Source organism: Actinoallomurus sp. CA-142502, from assembly GCF_050936355.1.
In the GTDB taxonomy this organism is placed as follows: Bacteria; Actinomycetota; Actinomycetes; order Streptosporangiales; family Streptosporangiaceae; genus Actinoallomurus; species Actinoallomurus iriomotensis.
The window spans coordinates 3655892-3678460 of sequence record NZ_JBNJMY010000001.1; the positions used below are offsets into that span (position 1 = coordinate 3655892).

At 71.8% G+C, this 22569-nt stretch carries 22 protein-coding genes; 12 read left to right on the forward strand and 10 right to left on the reverse strand.

Annotated features, from left to right (window positions below; all coding sequences use genetic code 11):
* Positions 1 to 15 precede the first annotated feature (15 nt).
* Positions 16 to 960, reverse strand: coding sequence for an ABC transporter permease (locus tag ACQEV1_RS17795; RefSeq protein ID WP_433394759.1), 945 nt, complete (start codon positions 958 to 960; stop codon positions 16 to 18).
* Between the two features lie 254 nt (positions 961 to 1214).
* Between ACQEV1_RS17795 and ACQEV1_RS17800 the strand changes: the two genes are divergently transcribed.
* From ACQEV1_RS17800 to ACQEV1_RS17810, 3 genes are all read left to right on the forward strand, one after another.
* Entirely contained in the window at positions 1215 to 2222 is a 1008-nt protein-coding gene (locus tag ACQEV1_RS17800; protein WP_433394760.1) for a chitinase, read from the forward strand.
* An 80-nt stretch (positions 2223 to 2302) separates the two neighbouring features.
* Positions 2303 to 3250: a chitinase gene (locus ACQEV1_RS17805; protein WP_433394761.1), complete on the forward strand. Its 948-nt coding sequence runs from the start codon at positions 2303 to 2305 to the stop codon at positions 3248 to 3250.
* A gap of 195 nt (positions 3251 to 3445) precedes the next feature.
* Positions 3446 to 4549 carry a hypothetical protein gene (locus ACQEV1_RS17810; RefSeq protein WP_285617277.1) on the forward strand — a complete coding sequence of 368 codons (1104 nt, stop codon included), beginning with the start codon at positions 3446 to 3448 and terminating at the stop codon, positions 4547 to 4549.
* A gap of 30 nt (positions 4550 to 4579) precedes the next feature.
* On the opposite strand, the gene ACQEV1_RS17815 is transcribed toward ACQEV1_RS17810, so the two are convergent.
* The 7 genes from ACQEV1_RS17815 to bioB form a co-directional block, all read right to left on the reverse strand.
* Positions 4580 to 5044 (reverse strand): hypothetical protein, encoded by a 465-nt coding sequence (locus ACQEV1_RS17815; protein ID WP_433394762.1) that lies wholly within the window; start codon positions 5042 to 5044, stop codon positions 4580 to 4582.
* Positions 5045 to 5084: 40 nt separating this feature from the next.
* A complete protein-coding gene (locus tag ACQEV1_RS17820) occupies positions 5085 to 5474 on the reverse strand; it encodes a DUF805 domain-containing protein (RefSeq protein WP_433394763.1) in 390 nt (129 codons plus the stop codon).
* 90 nt (positions 5475 to 5564) lie between these two features.
* Entirely contained in the window at positions 5565 to 6506 is a 942-nt protein-coding gene (locus ACQEV1_RS17825) for a hypothetical protein (RefSeq protein ID WP_433394764.1), read from the reverse strand.
* An 89-nt stretch (positions 6507 to 6595) separates the two neighbouring features.
* A complete protein-coding gene (locus ACQEV1_RS17830) occupies positions 6596 to 7513 on the reverse strand; it encodes a hypothetical protein (RefSeq protein WP_433394765.1) in 918 nt (305 codons plus the stop codon).
* Positions 7514 to 7610: 97 nt separating this feature from the next.
* A complete protein-coding gene (locus ACQEV1_RS17835; RefSeq protein WP_433394766.1) occupies positions 7611 to 9083 on the reverse strand; it encodes a M48 family metallopeptidase in 1473 nt (490 codons plus the stop codon).
* 43 nt (positions 9084 to 9126) lie between these two features.
* Positions 9127 to 9363 (reverse strand): hypothetical protein, encoded by a 237-nt coding sequence (locus ACQEV1_RS17840; protein WP_433405921.1) that lies wholly within the window; start codon positions 9361 to 9363, stop codon positions 9127 to 9129.
* A gap of 37 nt (positions 9364 to 9400) precedes the next feature.
* The gene (gene bioB, locus ACQEV1_RS17845; protein ID WP_433394767.1) at positions 9401 to 10456 is read right to left on the reverse strand and encodes a biotin synthase BioB; all 1056 of its coding nucleotides are present in this window, start codon (positions 10454 to 10456) and stop codon (positions 9401 to 9403) included.
* Positions 10457 to 10612: 156 nt separating this feature from the next.
* Here bioB and ACQEV1_RS17850 point away from each other — a divergent pair, with 156 nt between their 5' ends.
* The 9 genes from ACQEV1_RS17850 (at position 10613) to ACQEV1_RS17890 (ending at position 20344) form a co-directional block, all read left to right on the forward strand.
* Positions 10613 to 11854, forward strand: a complete 1242-nt coding sequence (locus tag ACQEV1_RS17850; protein ID WP_433394768.1) for a deoxyguanosinetriphosphate triphosphohydrolase — start codon at positions 10613 to 10615, stop codon at positions 11852 to 11854.
* A 60-nt stretch (positions 11855 to 11914) separates the two neighbouring features.
* Positions 11915 to 13156, forward strand: coding sequence for an NAD(P)/FAD-dependent oxidoreductase (locus ACQEV1_RS17855; RefSeq protein WP_433394769.1), 1242 nt, complete (start codon positions 11915 to 11917; stop codon positions 13154 to 13156).
* Between the two features lie 120 nt (positions 13157 to 13276).
* The gene (locus ACQEV1_RS17860; protein WP_433394770.1) at positions 13277 to 14782 is read left to right on the forward strand and encodes a serine/threonine-protein kinase; all 1506 of its coding nucleotides are present in this window, start codon (positions 13277 to 13279) and stop codon (positions 14780 to 14782) included.
* Positions 14783 to 14863: 81 nt separating this feature from the next.
* A complete protein-coding gene (gene sigJ / locus ACQEV1_RS17865; RefSeq protein WP_433394771.1) occupies positions 14864 to 15727 on the forward strand; it encodes an RNA polymerase sigma factor SigJ in 864 nt (287 codons plus the stop codon).
* A gap of 198 nt (positions 15728 to 15925) precedes the next feature.
* Positions 15926 to 16366, forward strand: coding sequence for a carboxymuconolactone decarboxylase family protein (locus ACQEV1_RS17870; protein WP_433394772.1), 441 nt, complete (start codon positions 15926 to 15928; stop codon positions 16364 to 16366).
* A 158-nt stretch (positions 16367 to 16524) separates the two neighbouring features.
* Positions 16525 to 17043 carry a SigE family RNA polymerase sigma factor gene (locus tag ACQEV1_RS17875; protein WP_285617259.1) on the forward strand — a complete coding sequence of 173 codons (519 nt, stop codon included), beginning with the start codon at positions 16525 to 16527 and terminating at the stop codon, positions 17041 to 17043.
* Positions 17040 to 18224, forward strand: a complete 1185-nt coding sequence (locus ACQEV1_RS17880) for a hypothetical protein (protein WP_433394773.1) — start codon at positions 17040 to 17042, stop codon at positions 18222 to 18224. Before ACQEV1_RS17875 ends, ACQEV1_RS17880 begins: the two co-directional genes overlap by 4 nt.
* A 166-nt stretch (positions 18225 to 18390) precedes the next feature.
* Entirely contained in the window at positions 18391 to 19494 is a 1104-nt protein-coding gene (locus ACQEV1_RS17885; RefSeq protein ID WP_433394774.1) for an alpha/beta fold hydrolase, read from the forward strand.
* Positions 19484 to 20344 (forward strand): alpha/beta fold hydrolase, encoded by an 861-nt coding sequence (locus ACQEV1_RS17890; protein WP_433394775.1) that lies wholly within the window; start codon positions 19484 to 19486, stop codon positions 20342 to 20344. The genes ACQEV1_RS17885 and ACQEV1_RS17890 overlap by 11 nt, the downstream gene beginning before the upstream one ends.
* Before the next feature lie 3 nt (positions 20345 to 20347).
* Here ACQEV1_RS17890 and ACQEV1_RS17895 read toward each other — a convergent pair whose 3' ends face one another.
* Both ACQEV1_RS17895 and ACQEV1_RS17900 read right to left on the reverse strand, forming a co-directional pair.
* Entirely contained in the window at positions 20348 to 21262 is a 915-nt protein-coding gene (locus ACQEV1_RS17895) for an aminoglycoside phosphotransferase family protein (RefSeq protein ID WP_433394776.1), read from the reverse strand.
* A complete protein-coding gene (locus ACQEV1_RS17900) occupies positions 21259 to 22491 on the reverse strand; it encodes an MFS transporter (RefSeq protein ID WP_433394777.1) in 1233 nt (410 codons plus the stop codon). The genes ACQEV1_RS17895 and ACQEV1_RS17900 overlap by 4 nt, the downstream gene beginning before the upstream one ends.
* Positions 22492 to 22569 lie beyond the last annotated feature (78 nt).

The window sequence follows — 22569 nt, forward strand, 5'->3', positions numbered from 1 at the left end:
GTACCAATCCGCACGTCAGGTCAGGCGTACGCGGGGATCGAGGAGGGCGTAGACGACGTCGACGACGATGCTGGCCACCACGATGCCGAAGGCGGCGAGCAGCACGACGGCCATGATGACCGGCAGGTCACCGAGGGTCATCGACCGTACGGTGAGCTGCCCGACGCCCTGCAGGCCGAAGACGGTCTCGGTGACCAGGGCGCCGCTCAGCGCCGCCCCGAGGTCCATGCCGAACTGCGTGACGACCGGCGTCAGCGCCGATCGCAGGCCGTGCCGGAGGACCACCCGCCGCTCGCCCAGGCCCTTCGCGCGTGCCGTACGGACGTAGTCCTCGTCGAGCACGTCGAGCAGCGAGCCGCGGGTCATCCGGGTGTAGAAGGCCGACTGCAGCAGCGCCCCGGTGATCCACGGGAGGATCAGGTGTTGTAACCACCCCACCGGGTCGGCGTGGAGCGGCACGTACCCGCCGAGCGGGAAGACCGGCAACCTGAAGGCCAGCAGGTAGAGCAGGGTCGCCGCGGTGACGAATGCGGGCACGGACATCCCGACGATCACGATCACCGTGATGCCGCGGTCCACGGCCGAGTGCGCCCGGGTGGCGCTGATGACCCCGGTGGCCACCCCGGTGAGCAGCCACAGCGCGGACGCGCCGCCGACCAGCGAGAGGGTGACCGGCAGCGCGTCCGTGACCAGTCCGTTGACCGAGCTGTGGGTGGCGTACGAGTAGCCGAGGTCGCCCGACAGCAGTCGGGTCACGAAGTGCCAGTACTGCAGCGGCAGGGGTTCGTCCAGGCCCATCCGGTGACGGAGCAGCGCGAGCGTCGCCGGGGTGGCGGACTTGCCGGCGAACCGCGCGGCCGGGTCGCGCGAGGTGGCGAAGAAGAGGATGAACACGACGGTGGTGACGAGCCACATGACGAGCACGCCGGACAGCACCCGGCGGATCAGGAACCGAAGCATCGCCCGCTGCCTCTCGTCCGGGGAACACGGCCACCACCGGAGCCGATCAAACCACACGTCTCGTACGCCGGTCCCGTGACCCGCATTTATAGGAAACTTTCCTGTTAGATATTGACTAACCCTGACCGGATCGAGTCCACTCGTGTCAATGCCGCGTCGGCACGGTGCGGGTACGGGGGCGCGCCCGGACGCCGCGACAGCGACTGCCACCGCGACCCTGCCCGCCCTCGCGCGGGCGCCCGCTAGGAGTACTCGTGCGTGTCCGCCACCGGGCATGGGCGGCCCTGGCCGCCTGCCTGCTGACCCTGACCGTCCGTCCCGCGTCCGCGTCGCCCGCCCCCCGCCTGGCGGCGGCTCCGCTGCGCGCCGCGCCGTACTTCATGCCGCTCGACGACCATCCGCAGCCGATCTCCGAGATCACCGGCGACGTCCGGCAGCTCATCCTCGCCTTCGTGCTCGCCCCGTCCGGCGGCGGCTGCACGCCGACCTGGGACGGCGCCCAGCCCGTGTCCGCCGACACCACCGTGAAGGCCGACGTCGACGCGCTGCGGGCGGCCGGCGGCGACGTCGCGGTGTCCTTCGGCGGCTACAACGGCGTCGAACTGGGCGCCGCCTGCCCGGACGCCACCTCGCTCGCGCGGGCGTACCAGCAGGTCATCGACGCGTACGGGCTCACGCACATCGACCTGGACATCGAGGGCGACGACCTCGGCGACGTCGCCGGCGAGACGCGCCGGTTCCAGGCCGTACGGCTGCTGAAGCAGAACGCCGCCGCCGCGGGGCGCGCCCTCGACGTCTCCCTGACCATGCCCGTCACGACGGTCGGGCTGAGCGACCTGGACCGCGCCGAGATCCAGCGGGCGAAGGACGACGGCGCGGACATCGACACGTACGCCGTCATGGCGTTCGACTACGGCGGCCCCGCGGCGACCATGGCGGCCGACGTGGAGAAGGTGATGGAGGCCGCGCACGCGCAACTCGCCGCGCTGCGGCCCGACCTGTCCTCCGACCAGGTCTACGCGCGCACCGGCCTGACGCTCATGAACGGCCACACCGACCAGCCCAGCGAGCTGTTCACCACCGGCACGTTCACCACCCTGCTCGGCTACGCGACCGCACACCACCTCGCCCGCCTGTCGTTCTGGTCCCTCAACCGGGACCGCGCGTGCACCGGCAACGTCGGCTGGGTCGACGGCGCGTGCAGCAGCGTGGACCAGCAGCCGTACGACTTCGCCCGGATCGTCGCCCGGTCCACGGGCTGAGCCCCGGTTCCCGGTCGCGGCGTCCCGCCAGGTCGCGGCCGGGAACCGGTCTTCCCCGCATCGAGAAAGGTCCCCGCCCCATGAAGAGAGCCATCCTCGCGGCCCTCCTGCTGCCCCTCGCCCTCCTGCTGTCGCCCGCCACACCGGCGCACGCCGCCGGATCCGGGCGGTTCTCCCCGTACGTGGACATCACGATGGCCACGCCCGTGCTCCGCGACGTGGCGAACGCGACCGGCCAGAAGCACTTCACGCTCGCGTTCGCGCTGGCCGACAGCGCCGGCTGTGACCCGTCCTGGGGCGGCACGGTCCCGCTGAACGACTCACGCGTCACCGGTGAGGTGAACGACCTCAAGGGCGTCGGCGGCGACGTGACCGTGGCCACCGGCGGCGCCGCCGGGCCCTACCTGGAGACGACCTGCTCCTCCAGCGCGACACTGGAGGCCGCGTACAAGAAGGCACTGGACGCCGTCGGCAGCAACCGCCTGGACGTGGACGTGGAGGCCGCCATCCCGGTGGCGACCGTGAACACGGCGCTCAAGCAGCTGCAGAACGAACGCGGCACCACCATCACCTACACGCTGCGGGTGCAGGCCCAGGACTACGGCGTGGACCCGTTCTCGGTGCAGATCCTGCAGGACGCCGCGTCACGCGGCCTGAACGTCACGGTCAACCCGATGCTGATGGACTTCGGCTACACGGGCGACTGGGGCAACGCGATCATCTCGGCCGCGAACGCGACACTGGCCCAGATGAAGCAGATCTGGCCGGGCAGGAGCGACGCCGACGTGAAGCGCATGCTGGGCCTGACGCCGATGATCGGCAAGAACGACACGGGCCCGACGACCACCCAGGCCATCGCCCGCCAGGTGCTGAGCTACGCCCAGTCGAACCACGTGGGCTACATCGGCTTCTGGTCGGTCGGCAGGGACAACGGCGGCTGCCCGAACGGCACCGTGTCCCCGACGTGCAGCGGCATCAGCCAGAGCACGTACGAGTTCACCGACATCTTCAAGGGCTTCACCGGCTGACCCGGCCGTGGAGGTCGAAGGCGTGCCTTCGGCCTCCACGGTCACCATCGGCGGCACAAGGGGCATCCGGCTCGCGATCCGGCCCTTCGCGGCAGACCGGGGACGCGCCGCCCGTAGCCCATCGGCCGATGTCCCGGCCGGGCGCCGCTCCGCACACTGGACCCCGTTCATCGCGGACACGTGAGGAGGGCGACAGTGCGCAGCGAGGGCATCAGCCGGGCACGGTTCCTGGCCGGCGCGGCGGCGTTGGGAGTCGCGGGAATGACGGGCGGCCGCGCCGCGGCACAGGGCCGGTCAGGGTTGACCTACCGCGGTGTCTCCTACGAGGTCACCGACGGTGAGACGGCCGAGACCAGTTGGAACGCCGCCCGGATGCGCCGGGACCTGCGGGTGATCGGGGACGAGCTGAAGGCGAACTCGGTGTCGGTCTACGGGGACGGCGTCGACCGGCTCGCGGTCACCGCGTCGGAGGCGGTGGAACGCGGGTTGCACGTCTGGCTCCAGCCGCGGCTGGGCGACCGCCCGCAGCACGAGATCCTCGACCACCTCGCCGAGACCGGCAGGCACGCCGAGTCGCTCCGCCGCCAGGGCGCGCGGGTGCATCTGAGCGTCGGCTGTGAGTTCGTCCTGTTCGTGCCCGGCATCGTGCCGGGTGACGACGCCTTGGAACGCGTCCGGAACATGCTCAGCGGGAACTTCGACCCGGTGACGATGCGGCGGCGGTTGCGGCGGTTCACCGCGCGGGCCGCGAAGGTCGGCCGGTCCGTCTTCCACGGCCCGATGACCTACGGCGCGGCCCAGGACGAGGAGGTCGACTGGGCGCTGTTCGACCTCGTCAGCGTCAACTACTACTCCTACTTCCCGCACCGGGCCGACTACGTCCGTGAACTCCGGAAGTACCGGCGGCCCGGGAAACCGGTGGTGATCTCCGAGTTCGGCGCGTGCACCTACAAGGGGGCTCCGGAGAAGGGCGGCATGGGCTGGGACGTCGTCGACTACGACAAGCCGCAACCCGAGATCGTCGGCGGCCTGGTCCGCAGCGAGCGGTCCCAGGCCGCGTATCTCACCGAGCTACTGGACGTCTTCGAGTCGATGAGCCTGTACGCGGCGCTGGTGTACAACTTCGTCACGCCCGACGCTCCGCACCGGGCCGATCCGCGCTACGACCTCGACCTCGCGAGCTACGGCATCGTGAAGCCCCTGTGGGGCGCGCCCGACCAGCCGACCCGCGACTGGCACTGGGCGCCGAAGGAGGCGTTTCACGCGCTGGCCCACCACTTCGCGCGGTCCGCCACCTGACCGGGCCCCCGGAAGCACGTACGACGCGGTTCACTTGCCCGGGTGCAGGGAGATGACCGCACGGGACTTCTCCGAGGCGACCACGGTCATGACGAGTTGCTGCTTCGCGGTCGGCCCGGCCCACGATCCGCTGTACGGGGGTTCGAGCCACTTCACGTGCCCGCTGCCCCCGTCGGGATAGGTGTACCGCCAGGTGGAGTCGGCGGGGTCGAAGGAGAACGTCCTGAAGCCGAAACGGGAGTCGAGCGGGATCCTCGTCCGCTTGGTGACCAGGATCTCGCAGCTCCCGTCGTGGCAGGCGCGGACGTCCGTCCCGTCGGGGGCCTGGGGGAATCCGGGGGTGTGCGCCGGGGGGCGGCCGGTCGCGGTGGCAGTGGGGCGGCTGGGCGTCTGCGCCTGCTGATCCCCGCCGGATCCACCTCCACAGCCGGTGGCCGCGAGTGCGGTGAGCAGGCAGGCGAGCACCGGTGGCGTCCAGGTCGAGCTTCTGTCCATGAGCCGACAGAGTGGCATGATCTCCGGGGACCGGTCCCGGTCACGCGACGGTGATATCGATGACGCGTCCCCGCTCGAAGGTGAGCATCGTCTCCCGGTCCTCATCCGGCAGGCCTGGATAGTGCCAGTAACCGCGTTCCGGAAGGCGTCCGTGCGTCGCCCGCCGCGCGTAGCGGGGTGCTGTCGCCGCCGTCCTCTCATGAGGGTGTCCCAGCAGGCGAGTGACCTGCCGCGCGGTCATGCCGCGCGTGACGGCCGATCCGGTGAGCGGCGCCGGCGGCGGGCCGTACCTGTTGTCGCCGGCCTCGCCGGGCAGGCAGTAGAAGACGATCAGCACGATGACGCCGAACGGAAGGGCGCTCAGGTAGAAGAAGTAGCCGCTTCGGCCCGTGTCGTGCAGTCGGCGCACGATGACCGCTGTGAATGTCATGCGCCGCGCCCTCCGCCATCTGGTCCAGCGGTCGGCACCGTAGACGAGCCGTTCCGGGACCCGTCCCGGAACGGCTCGGCGCGGCGACGGTCAGGCAGCGGGCCGGTACGCGGCGGGCTGGGCGCCCGAGCCGGAGTCGTCCACGGGGATCTGGCCCCTGCACTCCACGGCGCCGCCCGTCTGGGGACGTTCCGCGGCGACCGGCTCGCCGTCGACGAGGATGAGGCAGCCGATCTTGGTCGTCGTCGAGGTCGTCTGGACATGCACCACGGCCTCGTCCGGCGTGGTTCCCGGAGACGTCGCCATCGACACGGTGCGGATCCACGGCATGCGGGTGTTCTCCACCGAGCCGCCGCTGTTCACGCCGGTGAAGTCCTCCCACCAGATCGAGGTCGCCCGGCCCAGGCCGATCACCTCGTACTGCACCTTGTGGTTCGTGCCGGTGTCCTTCGCGCCGGCGTGGGGGAGACGGCGCAGGACGAGGTCGGCGAGGTTCGTCAGGACGCTGCGGGGGTCGCCCTCCTTCTTGCCCCGTTTCCCGTTGAGGGTGATGCTCAGCACGAGCGCGCCGCGGCGTACGCGGATCTCGTGGGCGCCCTGCTCGGCGGTGCCCGCCGTCCAGTTGTCGAACCAGCTGTCGTCCGCCAGCGCCACGACGTCCTTGGCGAGCACCGAGGCGCGGTGGCCGGAGGCCAGCTGTTGCTTGTGGTCCGCGAGGTCGGCCGCGAAGTACGACCGGGCCGCCTCGGCGGTCGGCCTCAGGGTGAGCGACATCGCGTCGACGGACTGGTATGAGCAGTCGAGCGTGTTGGTGCGGTCGTTCACCGTGCTCGACATGCTCGGCCGCCGTACGTGACCGAGCTTCGCGTAGTCCGCCTTGGTCAGCAGCCCGCACATCTGCGTGGTGACCCGGTTGCCGGCCGGTTGCGGCCAGCCGCCCGCCGGCGGCCCGGCCTCGTCGGCGCCGCCCGTCAGCCGGCATCCGGCCAGCACGAACACCAGCGTGAGCACCGCCGGAAGACCCCGCCTCATCAACAAGTTCCCCTCTTGTTTCGGCAAACGCCTACAAAGGACGCGAGAGGCGGTCGATCGGTGCACAGCGAAGGCGAACTATTTTCTGCTCACTTGGGCGGGGTGAACGGCTGCGAGCAGTTGGCGAACCCGCCGATCTTCGGATCCTCCTGGACCACCGTCTTGCCGTCGACCGAGATGTTGCAGCCGATGGCCGCCATGGGTGCGCCGCTCACCGCGTTGAGGTTGAGCATGATCTGAGCCTGGCCGTAGTTGATCAGCGGCTTCTCGACGTGCCACGGCAGCTTGACGTTCTTCAGGGTCGTCACCTCGCCGGACGTGGGGTCGTTGAAGACGATCTGCCTGGCCCGGCCCGCGCCGGCCACCGCGAACTCGGCCTTGTGCGTCTTGCCCGTGTCGGCCCGGCCGACGTTCGGGATCCGCTGGAGCACCAGCCCGGCGAGGCCGGTCAGCACCGTACGCGGGTCCTTCTCGTTCTTGCCCTTGAGCCCGCTGAGGACGATGCCGACGACCAGTGAGCCTCGGCGCACACTGATCTCGTACTCCTTGAACTGTGAGTTGGCCGTGCCGAGCGTCCAGTAGTCGAACCAGCTCTCGTCGGCGCCCTGGACGACGTTCGTGGCCAGGACGGTGGGACGGTGGTCCTCGGTGAGCCGCTCCTTGTGGTCCTTCAGGCCCGCGGCGAACTGCGTCTTGGCGGCCTCCGCGGTCGGCTGGAGACCGATGTCCAGTTCGTCGGAGGTCGTGTAGAGGCAGTCGATGGCGTTGGGCGCGTTGTCGAGGCGCTTCTGGGAGATGACCGGCAGCCGCGCATGGCCGTACTTCGCGTAGTCCGCGTCGGTGAGCAGCCCGCACATCTGCGGAGTGAGCTGCCCGTTCACCGGCTGCGGCCAGCCGCCCTTGGGCGGCCCGCCGCCGCTGTTCTCACTGCTCTTGGCGCCGCCCGAACCGCAGGCCGTCAGTACGGCCGTCAGTACGAGCGGCACCAGCATCGCTCCGCGTTTCACCCAAAGCTCCCGTACGCATATCCGGCTTTTTCGCGGACATCCAACCAAGAGACCTGCGGGGAGAGGCGCCGATACGCCAGAAGACGTGCATTTTGCACTAAGGGTGGGCGTCGGCCGTGATTCCGAGGCCGGTCAGGCTGGCGTGGAGGGCATTGACCTGCCCGGGGTCGTCGACCGCCGGCCGCACGATGCCGGAAAGGTCAATTTCGTTCCCATTCGAGTCGCGGAGCTTCGCCACGTCGGACCAGGAGAAGACATAACGGGCACGGCCCGCCTGGATCAACAGGCCCTCGAAGGCCCGGGCCACCACGCGCGACACCAGTTCGGCCGTGTCGTCACCCCGCCAGCCCGCCCTCCGCAGGCGCGCGCCCAGGTCGCCGGCGCCGCCGCCCGCCAGCACCCGCAGGACCGTGTCCACGGTCGGCCGCGGGGTGTTCGTCATCGCACCGACCGCCTCGAACACGTCCTTCAGCGACTCGGCGTTGGAGGCGCTCCACAGCCCGCGCTCCACGATCTGCGGCCATTCGAGGACCGGCAGCCGCAGCGCCTCCGGAGTCAACATCGACGCCTGCGTGGCCATCGCGGCCCGCTGCGGGTCGGCGAGCAACGCCAGCGCCGGCCGCGGGTCGGGCCGTACGGACGGCTCGGGCAGCCGGCCGATCGCGGCGAGACGCTCGGCCAGGCTCGGATGCGAGTCGTACGGCGAGCGCTCCTCCGGGGCGTTCACCACCTTGGCCAGCTCACCGCCCATGCTCGGCTCGTGGAACAGCGAGTAGAAGCCCGCGAACAGGTCGGCCGGGCGCGCCTGCGCCGGACCGATCATGCGCAGGTGGTTGCCGACGTAGAACTCCCAGGCGGCCGCCGCCGCGCGTACCTTCCGCAACGCGTCGCCCATCGCCCGCCGGCCCGCGACCGTGACGGCCGAGGCGTCCGCCTCCAGCTCCTGCCGGCGGGAGACCGCCTGGGAGACCCGCAGGTAGATCGTCGCGTACACGGTGAAGAACGTCCGGATGATCGCGTGTCCATCGAGCCGCTGGATCGTGCGGATCAGCGACGTACGGCCCCGGTAGGTGATGCCGCCGAGGCGCGTGTGCGAGCCGCTGTAGTGGCCGAGCTCGTGACAGAGGACCGCGCGCAGCTCGTCGGCGCCGAGCGTCAGCATCAACGGGACGCCGACGTACATGTGGCGCCGCCCGCGGATCAGCCCGAGCAGGCGGGCGTCCTCACTGACGGCGGCGTTGACGTCCGGGACGAGACGGATCTCGTCCGGCACCCGCGTCCGGACCCGCGTGGCGAGTTCGGTGACGGTGCGCCACAACTCGGGCTCGTCCTGCGGGCTCACCGCGACGCCGGGCTGGTCGGCGTCCTGCCGGCGGCCGACGACGAAGACGCCGCGCAGCATCGCCAGGCCGCCGATCGTGGCGAAGGCCGCGACCTTGAAACCGCCCGCGTGCCCGTACCGGACGGCGTAGTAGTCGAGGACCGCGATGCCGGCCGTGATCGCGGTGACGAGGACGTAGAAACCCGCCAGAAGGACGACGGCCACCGCCGCGCGGAAAGTCGTGATCATGTGCTGGCCTCGGGGGGAAGTCGCCGACGGGGACAGCAGGACTTTAAACGGTCCGGCGCTCCGGTGGCTCGGCGCGGCGCTGATAGAGGCTGGCGTGCCACGGCCCGGACGCCGTACCCGCGCCCGGCACGGTGACCTCGACGTCGTCCACGTGCCGGAAGCCGAGGCGTTCGTAGAACGCCCGCAGGGCGGTGTTGTCCGCGCCGCAGTCCAGCCGTAGCCAGCGGCGTCCGTGGCCCGCGACCAGCTCACCGGCCCAGTCGAGCAGCCGGGCGCCCAGGCCGTCGCCGCGCGAGCACGGTCGGCCCGGCCATCGGTCAGGCGTTGGAGGGCAGGTCGGTGCCGGCGCCGCGTCGGCGCAGCGCGACCAGGTCGTGCCGCGCGGCGGGCAGGGTCTGCTCGTCCAGGCCCTCGATGGTGAACCCGGCGTCCACGATCAGCTGCCGGTCGTCCTCGCCCGGCTGGCCCTCGCTGGTCAGGTAGTCGCCGAGGAAGATGGCGTTCGCCAGGTGCAGCGCGAGCGACTGCATGCCGCGCAGGTGGATCTCCCGGCCGCCGGCGAGGCGCACCTCCACGTCGGGGAAGAAGAACCGGAACAGGGCCAGGATCCGCAGGCACCGTTCGGGAGTGAGCTCCCAGCGCCCGCCCATCGGCGTGCCCTCGAACGGGATCAGGAAGTTGACCGGCACCGAGTCGGGGTCCAGCTCGCGCAGGCGGACGGCCAGGTCGACGACGTCCTCGTCCGACTCGCCCATTCCGAAGATCGCCCCCGAGCACGGCGACAGTCCCTCGGCCATGGCCTGCCGTACGGTCTCGACCCGGTCCGTGAACGTGTGCGTCGTGCAGATCCGCCCGTAGTTCTCCTCGCTGGTGTTGAGGTTGTGGCTGTAGGCGTGCGCGCCCGCCTCGCGCAGCCGCGCCGCCTGGCCGTCGCGCAACAGCCCGAGGCACACGCAGATCTCGACCTCCGGCCGCCGGTCCCTGATCGCCTCGACGCGCTCCACCACCCTGGCGATGTCCCGGTCGCCGGGCCCCCGCCCGCTCGCCACGAGGCACACCCGCTTCGCCCCCGCCCGTACCGCGCGGTCGGCGGCCTCGACCACCTCGTCCGCGCCGATCCAGGAGTACTTCAGGATGTCCGAGGCCGAGCCGAGCCGCTGTGAGCAGTACGAGCAGTCCTCCGGGCACAGGCCGCTCTTCATGTTGATGATCGTGTTGAGCTTGACCCGATGACCGAAGAAGTGACGCCGCACCCGCCCGGCCGCCGCCACCACATCGAGGAGTTCGTGCTCATCGGACAGGACGGCGAGGGCCTCGGCGCGGCTGGGCGCCTCACGGTGGATCGCCCGCTCCACCAGCGAATCAATGATCACGCGGCCAATGTAGGCGGGGCGTCACCGCGGGCACCACGCTCGGGCGCCACAAGACCACGGTCGGTGACTTTGTGCTCCGCCCACAACGCCGGCCGGCGTGCCCCGGGCCGCTTCGCCGCTGAGCGGGCCGCCCGTGCACGTACGCTCGGGGTTCTCATGAGTCGTTATACGGAACGCGACCGGGAGCGCTGGGCGGACGAGCCGCCGAAGCGGCGCGAGCGCACCCCGTTCGAACGTGACCGCGCCCGCGTGCTGCACAGCGCCGCGCTGCGCCGGCTCGCGGCCAAGACGCAGGTGGTCGAGCTCGCCGCGAGCGACCGCTCCGACCACTACAGCCCGCGCACCCGTCTCACCCATTCGCTCGAATGCGCACAGATCGGGCGCGAGCTGGGCAAGGCGTTCGGCTGCGACCCGGACCTGACCGAGGTCGCCTGCCTGTCCCACGACCTGGGGCACCCGCCGTTCGGGCACAACGGCGAGGCGGTGCTGGACCAGGTCGCCGCGGCGTGCGGCGGGTTCGAGGGCAACGCGCAGAGCCTGCGGCTGCTCACCCGCCTGGAGGCCAAGTCGTTCGCCGCCGACGGCGGCAGCGCCGGCCTCAACCTGACCCGCGCCGCCCTGGACGCCGCCATGAAGTACCCGTGGACGCGCCGGGAGGGCGACCGCAAGTACGGGGTGTACGAGGACGACCGGCCGGTGTTCGCCTGGGTGCGTGACCACGCGCCGGGGGAGCGGCTCTGCTTCGAGGCCCAGGTCATGGACTGGTCCGACGACGTGGCCTACTCCGTGCACGACCTGGAGGACGGCCTGCACGCGGGCCACGTACGCCTCGACGCGCTGGCCGACCCGGCCGAACGCCGCGCGGTGTGCGCGCTGACGGCCTCGCTGTACTGCGACGCGTCACCGGACGAGCTGGAGGAACGCTTCGCCGCGTTGCTGGCCGAGCCGTACTGGCCGCCGCGCTTCGACGGCACGCTGCGCACGCTGGCCGCGCTGAAGAACCTCACGAGCGAACTGATCGGCCGCTTCTGCCGCGCGGCGGAGGACGCCACGCACGCCGCGTACGGAGAGGGGCCGCTGACCCGGTACGCGGCCGACCTCATCGTGCCGCGCGAGCAGCGCCTGGAATGCGCGCTGCTGAAGGGCGTCGCGGCGCACTACGTGATGCGCCGCGAGAGCCACGCGAAGACCCAGGAGGGTCAGCGCGAGATGATCGCCGAGCTGGTCGAGGCGCTGTCGGCGGACGCCCCGCACCGGCTGGCCCCGGTGTTCCGCGACTTCCACGCGGCCGCCACGGACGACGCCGGCCGGCTCCGCGCCATCGTCGACCAGGTCGCCTCCCTCACCGACACCGCCGCGTCGGCCTGGCACCACGAGATCCTCGGCCGAAACCACTGATCCGGTGATCCGCGCCGGAGATACTTGGAGTCACCGTGACCTGACGTGGAGGTGCATCGCATGCCCGAGGAGACCTTTGTCATCGCCGGAGCGAGTCTGGCCGGGGCGAAGGCGGCGGAGAAGTTGCGCGAGGAGGGATTCGCCGGACGGATCGTGCTGATCGGCGAAGAGAAGCGCCGGCCGTACGAGCGGCCTCCGCTCACCAAGGGCTTCCTCACCGGCAACGACCCCCTCGACCAGGCGTACGTGCACGAGGAGTCCTGGTACGGCGACAACCGTGTCGAGCTGCGCCTCGGTGAGGCGGTGACCGCCATCGACCGGGCGAACCACGAGGTACGGCTCGCGGGCGGGGAGCGGATCGGCTACACCCGGCTGCTGCTCACCACCGGTGCCTCACCGCGCCGGCTCGACGTGCCCGGCGCCCGGCAGGACCACGTGCACCACATCCGTTCCGCCGACGACTCCGAGCGGCTGCGGGCCGCGCTGATCTCCGGTGACCGGCGGGTCGTCGTGGTCGGCGCGGGCTGGATCGGCCTGGAGGCGGCGGCCGCCGCGCGCGGGTACGGCAACGACGTCCACGTGGTCGAGCCGGAGGCCACGCCGCTGCACCGCGTGCTCGGCCCGGAGCTCGGCCAGGTGTTCGGCGCCGTGCACCGGCGGCAGGGGGTGGAGTTCACCCTCGGCGACGGCGTCGCGGAGATCACCGAGACGTCGGTCCTCACCAACTCCGGGGTCGAGCTGCCCGCCGACGTCGTGATCGTCGGCATCGGCGCGGTGCCGAACACCGCGCTCGCCGAGGAGGCGGGGCTGGAGGTGGACAACGGCGTGCTGGTCGACGCGGCGCTGCGCACCTCGGACCCGGACATCTTCGCCGCCGGCGACGTCGCGAACGCCCAGCACCCGCTGCTCGGCCGCCGCATCCGCGTCGAGCACTGGGCGAACGCCCTGAACGGCGGTCCCGCGGCGGCCCGCTCCATGCTCGGCCACGACGTCGCCTTCGACCAGGTGCCCTACTTCTACACCGACCAGTTCGAGCTCGGCATGGAGGCCTCGGGCGACTGGGCCGGTGACTACGACGACGTGGTGTACCGCGGCAAGGACCCGTCCGCGTACGTCTCGGGCGACTCCGACGACCTGGAGTTCATCGCCTTCTGGCTGTCCGGCGGCCGCGTCGTCGGCGGGATGAACGTCAACGTCTGGGACGTCACCGGCGACATCCAGGCGCTCATCCGCTCCGGCGAGCCCGTCGACAAGGCCCGCCTCGCCGACCCGGACGTCCCCCTGTCGGACCTGGCGACTTGATCTTTCGGCGATCTCGTCGCTCAGCTACCTGCGTGAGGAGCCCCGGCTGACGCCGGTGGTCCCCGCCACTTTATAGACGAAAACGTTCTTTTGACGTCGGCCGGTCAGTACGATCCCCGCATGCGCACCGACCCTGACGAGTTCCTGGCGGGGCGGTACCGGCTGCTCGACGTCATCGGCCGCGGCGGGATGGGCGTCGTGTGGCGGGCCTGGGACGCCGACCTCGACCGAACCGTCGCGATCAAGGAGCTGCGGCTCCCCGACGGCGTCGACGAGGGCGAACGGGCCACCTTCTACGCGCGCCTGGAACGGGAGGCCCGGGCCGCCGCACGGCTCAAACACCCCGGGATCGTCACCGTCCACGACCGGCTCACCGTCGGCGGCCGGCCGTGGATCGTCATGGAGTACGTCGAAGGCGGATCCCTCCAGGACCTCCTCCGCGAACACCAGCGGCTGGACGTCGGCGCCGTGGCCGCGCTGGGGACGAAGATGCTGACGGCACTGCGAGCCGCGCACGCCGCCGGTGTGGTCCACCGGGACGTCAAACCCGCCAACGTCCTGCTGGAGGGGGAGCGGGTCGTCCTCACCGACTTCGGCATCGCCGCCCTCGAAGGCGACAGCACCCTCACCCGGTCCGGAGCGATCCTCGGGACACCGGCGTTCATGGCCCCCGAACAGGTTCGGGGGCAGGACGCCACCCCCGAAACCGACCTGTGGTCGCTCGGAGCCACCCTGTACGCGGCCGTGGAAGGGCGGGTGCCGTTCGGCGGGGCCAACACCGGCGGGATCTTCGTCGCCATCGCCACCGAGGACCCGCACCCGTTCGTCCACGCCGGACCGCTCACGGCCGTCCTCGCGGGGCTCCTCGACAAGGACCCGGCGCGGCGGCTGAACGCCGACGACGCCCACCGGCTTCTCACCGAACTCGGCCGCGACGCCGAACCATTGCCGACACGGGTCGCCCCTCCACCGCCCCCGCCGGCATCGGCGTCCTCGCCCGCGCCGCCGCCGGGTCCATTCGCGATGCCATTGCCGCCGACGCTGCGGGCGACCGGTCCCGTCGGCACCCGGCCGACGAACCCTCTCCTGTACGTCGGGGTGGCCGTGGCGGTCGTCGCGGTCGTCATCGCCCTCGGGGTCGTGGTGTCGCTGTGGCCGGACTCCAAGCGCGGCGCGACGGGGCCGAACTCCGAGCCGGGCGACTCTGGTACCGCCACCACGCCGGCCTCGCCGGCCCCGCAGTACACGCCATCGGCCCCTGCCACCACCTACCCGGCCACTCCGGCGCCCACCTCGATGAGCGCCGACGCCATCAACCGGGTGTTCAAGAAGTACATGGACGGCCTCGCCGACCACAACATGACGCAGCTGCGAGCGGCGACCTGCCCACGGCTGCGCTCCGGCCTGCTCGGGTTCGCCCTCAACGGCTATTACGTCGCCCGATGGAAGATGAAGCCGTACACCATCCCGACGGGCGCGGACGAACTCAGCGTCGAGGCCACCCTCACCCAGCAGGACCCCGACACCGGGAGGACCGCCGGGCGCGTCGACAACCAATGGATCATCGAACGGGACTCCGACGACCGCTACTGGGTGTGCGGGTGGCTCAATGACAAGGGACAGTGAAGCGACCTCCCGTGCCGGTTGCTAGAAGGACCGGCTGACGCTGATTCAGGCCCGGAACGACCGGGCTGTAGCGTCGAAGGCGTGAAGGAGGAGGTCTGGGCCGAGCATCGACCGGCGGTCTTCGGGGTGGCGTACCGGCTCCTCGGTACGGTCGGCGACGCCGAGGACGTCGAGCAGGACGTCTGGCTGCGGGCCGTGTCCGCCGACCTGTCCGGCGTGCGCGACCTGCGGGCGTGGCTCGTCACCGTGGCCGCGCGCCGGGCGTACGACATCCTCAGGTCGGCGCGGGTACGGCGGGAGACCTACGTCGGACCGTGGCTGCCCGAACCGCTCGTGACCGGCCCGGACGCCTCGGAGCCGGTGCTCGTCGACGAGTCGGTGAGCACGGCGATGCTGCTGGTGATGGAACGCCTGACTCCCGCCGAGCGCGTCGCGTTCGTGCTGCACGACGTGTTCGAGGTGCCGCACGACCGGATCGCCGAGGTGCTCGGCACGACCCCGGCCGCCGGGCGGCAGCTCGCCTCCCGTGCCCGGCGGCGGATCGCGGAGGCGAAGGGGCAGCCGCGCGCCGACGGCGCCGAGCGGGCGCGGGTGCTGGCGGCGTTCCGCGCGGCGTACGAGTCCGGTGACCTGGACGGGCTGGTCGCGCTGCTGCATCCGGAGGCGGTGTACGTCACGGACGGCGGCGGCCGGGTGAAGGCGGCGCGCCGCCTGATCGTCGGCGGGGAGCGGGTGGCGATGGTCATGCTGCGCACGGGGCGGCGGCACGCGCCGGCGACCGTCGTGCCGCTGGAGGTCGGCGGCGAGCCGGCACTGGGCCTGTACCGCGCGGGCGTGCTCTTCTGCGTCGACACGTACGACATCGCGGAGGACGGCCGGATCCTGGCGCTGCATCGGCAGCTCAACCCGGACAAACTCGCCCACGTGAGAATTTCCGCGGCGTAGATCGTCACACCGGACCCGGCTGTCTCGTCTCCCTGGCGAACGATCGAGAAGGGAAGACCCATGACCGAGCGAAGCGAGGGAATCAAGGGGCACGCCACAGTGGTCACTCCCTCCGACGCAGGAGGACCCATGACTGAGCGAAGCGAGGGAATCAAGGGGCACGCCACAGTGGTCACTCCCTCCGACGCAGGAGGACCCGTGACACGTATCAGCGTTCCCGACGTCGCACCGGAGCTCTACCGGGCGTTCATCCACACCGAGACGGCCATCCGCAAGGGGCCGCTGGACCCGAAGGTGCGCGAGCTCGTCAAGATCCGCGCCTCGCAGATGAACGGCTGCCTGTTCTGCATCGACATGCACGTCCACGAGGCGCTGGAGATCGGCGAGACCCAGGACCGGGTGTTCCAGCTGACCGCGTGGCGGGAGTCGAAGCTGTACTCCGAGGCCGAACGCGCGGCCCTGGCGTACGCGGAGGCGGCGACGGAACTGCCCAGCGGTGTGTCGGACGAGACCTGGAACGCCGTCACGGCGGCGTTCAAGCCGGAGGAGGTCGCGCACCTGGTGGGACAGGTGGCGATGATCAACGCCTGGAACCGCATCGCCGCCCCGACGCACTCCGAACCCCCGGAGCGCGGCTGACACCCGCTCCCTGACCGGCGAGGACGGCGCCCGGCCCGTATCGACGAGGCCGGGCGCCGTTCGCCGTACGGGCGGCCGTGGCGAAAAGGCGGATCCTTCGAGGCATAGTGGCGGCCACCTCCCGGGGTCTCAGGGGTGAAAGCGATTCGGAGGTAGCGATGGACCCCGCGACAGAGCGGCAGTTCCGTGAGTTCATGGAGGAGAGGTCGGTCGCGCTGATGCGCCTGGCGTATCTCCTGACCGGAGGTGATCAGCACGCGGCCGAGGACCTGCTGCAGACGGCCCTCAGCAAGACGGTGACGCGGTGGGCGGGCGTGAGGAGCCCCGAGGCGTACGTGCGTCAGGTGATGTACCGGCAGCAGGCCGACTTCTGGCAGAGCCGATGGCGGCGGCGCGAGACCCACGTCGCCGTACCCCCGGATGAGGCACGCCACGACGACACGCCCGCGCTGGATCTGCGGGTCGTCGTCGGCGACGCCCTGACCCGGATCACGCCCAGGCAGCGGGCCGTGCTCGTCCTGCGGTTCTTCGAGGACCTGCCCGAGAAGGAGGTCGCGCGCCTGCTCGGCTGCAGCGTCGGCACGGTGCGCAGCACCACTCACCGCTCGCTCGCCCGGCTGCGCGAGCTGGCACCCGAACTCGGCGACGCACGCGGTATCAAGGAGGTCGTACGGTGAACACCGAGACACAGATCAAGAACGCCTGTGCGCACCTGTCCGCCCAGGCCCGCGTACCGGCCGGCCTGACCGACCGGGTCCTCGCCGCCGAGCGGGCGCCGCGGCGGCTCCGGCGGCCGCTGGGGTACTCCCTCGCGGCCGGCGCGGCGGCACTCCTCGTGGGAGCGGGAGTCGGCGTGACGGTCACGCACCGGTCGGCCCCGAAGCCGACGGTACGCACGATCGCCCCGGTGACCCTGTCCTCGGACACGTCGCTGCGCACCGATCTCGGCAGTACGTTCCCGCGCCACCTCGTCGCGGCCGGGCACACCGCCGTCGCCGCGTACTACACGGCGCACCGGGGGGAGTCCGGCGGCATCCGGCGCACGTGGTACCTGTACGACCCGGGCTCCGGAACGTATGAGAAGACCCCGTGGGCGTACCTCGACGTCGCGCCCGGCATGCATCAGGCGGCGGTGATCGAGGGCCCGTTGCCGGCTCCGCGGATCGGCGTCCTCGACATGGCAACGCGGAAGGTCACCCGCTGGATCTCGGTCGGGCACAAGGTCGGCGGTGTCGCGTGGGCACCGGACGGGCGACGGCTCGTGCTCACCGCGTACGCCAAGGACCCCGACGTGATGGCCCCTCCCACCGGCGGCCCCGGGTCCCCCCAAGGCTCGCGGACCGGCTTCGCCGTCGTCGACAGCACGACGGGGCACGGGGCCTTCCACGCGTTGCCTCCCTACCCGGGTGCCCCCGGCAGCCGCCAGGACCTCGGCTGGAGCCGGAGCGGCACCCTGGTCTGGGCCCCGACCGAGACGGACCCCGCGAAGGTCTTCTACGACCTGAACGGATCGCCCCGGCCCGCGCCGGCGCACGAGGCCGACGCGATGGAGGACGCCGGGCTCTCCCCGAACGGCACCCTCCAGGCGAAGTTCGGGCCGCCTCCGGGCCCCGCCGTCACCATCACGAACGTCACGACCGGCAAGAAGGTCACGAACCTGCCGATCGAGCAGGCCAGGGCCTGGGCCGATGACGGGCGGCTGTTCGCGATCGGCTGCGCCGTGAAGAAGTGCACCGGGAAGGGGGAGTTCAACAACCGGCTCCTCCTGGTGACCCTCCAGGGCAAGATCACGCCGCTCACGGGCTACCACCGCTCCGACAGGCTCGGCGCGTGGGTGCCGGTGTTCACCCACCGCTGAGGAGGCCGTTCGCGGACGCCGGGCCTCGGGGCCCGGCGTCCCGGCGGTCCTGCGCCGAGCGCGGTAGTGGCGAATACCGCGCTGGGCAGACGATCCGGAGGACTTCACCGGGCGAACATCGACAGGCGAACGGACCTGTTGACGCGACGATCGGCTGGAGTGAGCGATGCCCGAGTTCCTCGACCGCCGGAGCTTCCTGAAGACCTCCGGCACCACCGGGCTGATGGCCGCCGGTATCACCGGGCCGGTCGCAGCGGCGGCGCCCCGGCGCGACGTGATCCGGCACCGGATCGTCCGGACGAACGGCATCGACATGCACGTCGCCGAGGCGGGCCGCGGACCGGCCGTTCTGCTCCTGCACGGCTTTCCCGAGTTCTGGTACTCCTGGCGCCATCAACTTCCCGCCCTGGCCGCCGCCGGCTTCCACGCCGTAGCCCCCGACCTGCGGGGCTACGGCCACACCGATGCCCCGGCCGGCGCCTACAGCCTCCGCGAGAACCTCGCGGACCTGACCGGCCTGCTCGACGCGCTCGGCATCGCGGCCGCGGCCGTCGTCGGCCACGACCAGGGCGCCACCTTCGCCTGGGCCGGCGCCCAGCTCCACCCCGAACGCTTTCCCGCGGTCGTCGCGCTGGGTGTGCCGTACGCGGCCCGGCTGCCGATGCCCCTCACTCAGTTCATCCGGCAGAACAACCCCGGGAAGTTCAACGTCGTCCTGTACTTCCAGCGGCCCGGCGTGGCCGAGACCGAACTCGACGCGGACGCGGCCCGTACGCTGCGCATGACGATGTTCGCGCTGTCGGGTCAGGCCCCGCCCGGCCTCGTACGGCGATGGCTGATCGACACCCCCGAGGGGGCCGGCTACCTCGACCCGCTGCCCGACCCGGGCGTACCGTCGCGCTGGTGCGACTGGCTGACCGACCGTGAGTTCGGCCGGTACGCGCGGGAGTTCGGACGCACCGGGTTCGACGGGGCGATCCGGCGCTACCGCGCCTTCGACTTCGACTGGTCGGACCTGCCGCAGGTCGGCACGCTGAAGGTCGCCCAGCCCACGCTGTACATCACCGGCGAACTCGACTCCGCCTATGTCTTCGGCTCCCTCAACGAGATGCGCGCCAACGTGCCGGGCCTGCGCGACGTCGTCATCATGCCGGGCTGCGGCCACTGGACCCAGCAGGAACGCCCCCGCGAGGTCAACGACCACCTTCTCGGCTTCCTGCGCTCGGAGTACGTTCGACCGGACGAGCGGAGGCGACCGAATGGCCGGTGAAGGAACATCGTGGCGAGGACGCGCCGAGTACTTCGCCGCGTACGACGCCGTCCTGGCCCAGTGGCCGGTCACCTCGGAGCCCGTCGACGTGCCGGGGCGGTTCGGCACGACCCACGTCCGTGTCTGCGGACCGCGCGACGGCCGGCCCCTGGTCCTGCTGCACGGCGGCGGCGCCACGTCCAGCGTGTGGTTCGCCAGTGTGGGCGAGCTGAGCCGCACCCATCGCGTGTACGCGGTGGACACCATCGGGGACGCCGGCCGTAGCGTGAACGACGGCCGCCCGGTCGGCGACCTGGCCGGGTTCATGGACTGGCTCGACGAACTGTTCGACGCGTTGGACCTCGACGGCGTGTCCCTCTGCGGCCACTCGTACGGCGGCTGGCTCGCGCTCAATTACGCCCTGCACGCGCCGCGGCGGGTACGCAGGCTCGCGCTGCTCGAACCGACCGACTGCTTCGCCGGCCTGACGATGAGCTACCGGCTGCACGCCGTGCCGATCTTCGTCCGGCCGAGCCCCGAACGGGTGCGCGCCCTCATCACGTGGGAGACCGCCGGCATGCGCGTCGATCCGGCCTGGCTGAGGCTGACGTCCCTCGGCTCTGGGTTCCCGGGCGCGAAGATCGTCATGCCGCGCCGGCCGGCCCCGGACCGGCTGCGCGCCTCGACCGTCCCGACGCTGCTGCTGCTGGCCGAGAAGAGCCGGACGCACGACGTCCACAAGGTGTCGGCGAACGCACGGGAGCTCATGCCCCACGTCGTCGGCGCGGTCCTGTCCGGCGTGTCACACCACTCCACGCCGACCGAGCGGCCCGAGCAGCTCAACCGCGAGCTGGGAGCGTTCCTCCGGTGAACGTCACTCGGTGAGGCGGTCGGCGGTGGTCAGCATCTGGCGGCCCAGTGGCTGAAAATCGATCTTCGTGCAGAGGAGGCCCGTCGCCACGCGTTCGATGGCGCCCCACTCCCAGATGGCCTCCGCGTCGAGGTCGTGACGGTGGGCCAGCCACCGGGCGCGTTCGCGAGGGTCGCCGGTCAGGAGTTCGACCGGGTCCTCGCGCATCAGGATGCCCAGGTCGTACTCCGGCTCGGCCAGGAGGCCGTCGGGGTCGACCAGTTTGAAGCCCCCGTCCGTCTCCAGGGCGTTCCACTGGTGCACGTCGCCGTGGACGAGCACGGCGCGTTCGTCGTCGTGGGCCTCGGTACGGCGGCGTGCGCAGGCGAGCGCGTGGGCGACGGTGCGTGCGGCGCACGGGCGGTCGAGTTCCTCCCACGTCCGCTCGACGTAGTCGGCCAGCCACCGGCCCTTGTCCGCGCCGGTCGGCAGGCCGCAGCCGGGCGCCGGGCGCCAGATCCGTACGGCGGCCGCGCACAGGATCTCCTGCCGCCGGCGGAGCGGGAGGGAGAGCCGGGACAGCGGGCGGCCGAGGCGTTCGAGCAGCAGCGCGCCCCGGTCGGGATCGGCGCGCAGCAGGCGTACGCAGCCCTCTCCGCCGGTCAGGCGCAGCACGGTGATCTCGTTCCGGGCGGCCTCGACGACGCGCGGAACGCACAGCTTCAGCACGGCGGGTGTGCCGTCGGCCAGCGTGGCCTCGGACACGAGCGCCTCGGTCGCGTCCGGATAAGGCGCGCCCACGCCGATGTCCCACTCCCGTGACAGGTCCGCGACCAGCGAGGGAAGCTCCTCGAGCCACCGTGTGGCACCGGACGCCAGCGCCTTGTTCCGTACGACCTCCGGGACGCGCGCACGCCAGGGACGGCCGGTCTCGCTCATGTGCCGGACCGTAGGCCGGACGCGCACGCGCCGCACCCGATTTTCCGCGGGGCCGCCTCGCGTCGGAGGGCGAAGGTGACGACGAGCGCGAGGGCGGCGGCCGCCGCGGCGGTGAGGAACGCGGCCCGGTCGCCGACGTGGGCGCTGATCAGGCCGGCGGTGGGTCCGGCCACGAGAATGCCGAGGTCCCAGAAGCTGGTCGTCAGCCCGACCGAGACGCCCGGGCGCACCGGCCCGGAGCGGGCCAGGGTCATCGCGACGGTGGCGGGGAACATCAGGCTCAGCCCGACGCCGACGAGGGCCGCTCCCGGCAGCGCGGTCACCGGATCCGGCGACCGCGCGACCAGGAGAAGGCCGGCGCTCTCGATCGTCAGGACGACGAGCGCGACTCGCGTCCCGCCGTGGCGGTCCACCCGGGGGCTGCCGAGCCAGCGGGTGACCAGGAACGCCCCGGCGAAGACGGCGAGTGCGGCGTTCTGCCCGCCGTGCCCGCCCGAGGTCAGGTACAGCACGAGCAGCGTGGTGACGGTGCCGTAGCCGTACGCGCTGAGCCCGAGCCCGAGGCCGGGCAGCACCGCTCCGGCGGGCACCAGGTCGCGGACGCCGCGGGGCCGGAACGCGGGCCGGTCCTCGTGCACGGGCTGGGGCCCGGTGGTGACGACCAGCAGCGCGCAGGCCAGGCCGAGGCCAAGCACGGTCCACCACACCGCGCGCGGCCCGCCGGAACCGGCCGCGATCGCGACCAGCGGCCCCGCGGCGAGCCCGCCCCACATGGAGAGCCCGAACCAGCCCGCCACCCGGCCGCGCCGCTCCGGCGGCGTTCCGGTGAGGACCCACGGCAACGCCGCCGAGAACACGGCCGCCTCGCCGGCCCCCATGACGACCCGTGCGAGCAGCAGTACGGCCAGGTCCGGGGCGAGGAGGTGCCCGAGCGCACCGAGGGCGATCAGGAGCCCACCGGCCAGCACCACCGGACGGGAACGGCCGGCGTCTCCGGCCCGCCCGGCCCAGGGCCGGCCGAGCGCGGTCGCCGCGAAGGCGATGCCGACCGCCCAGCCCGCGGCGACGGTGCCGCCGGTGAACCGCTCGATGACGTAGCCCGGCAACGCCTGCAACGTCGCGCCGAACGCCAGGTAACCGCACAGCACCGCCGACCACAGCCGCCGTACGGGCGGGCCGGTCGTGCCGGCGGCGGGCTCCTGTCGCGTCGGTACTTCGTTGATCTCCATGGGAGAGATGATACCGATTGGGACCATCTATGGGACCGGGCGGTATCATCTACCGGTCCGACAAGAGACGGGAAGTGG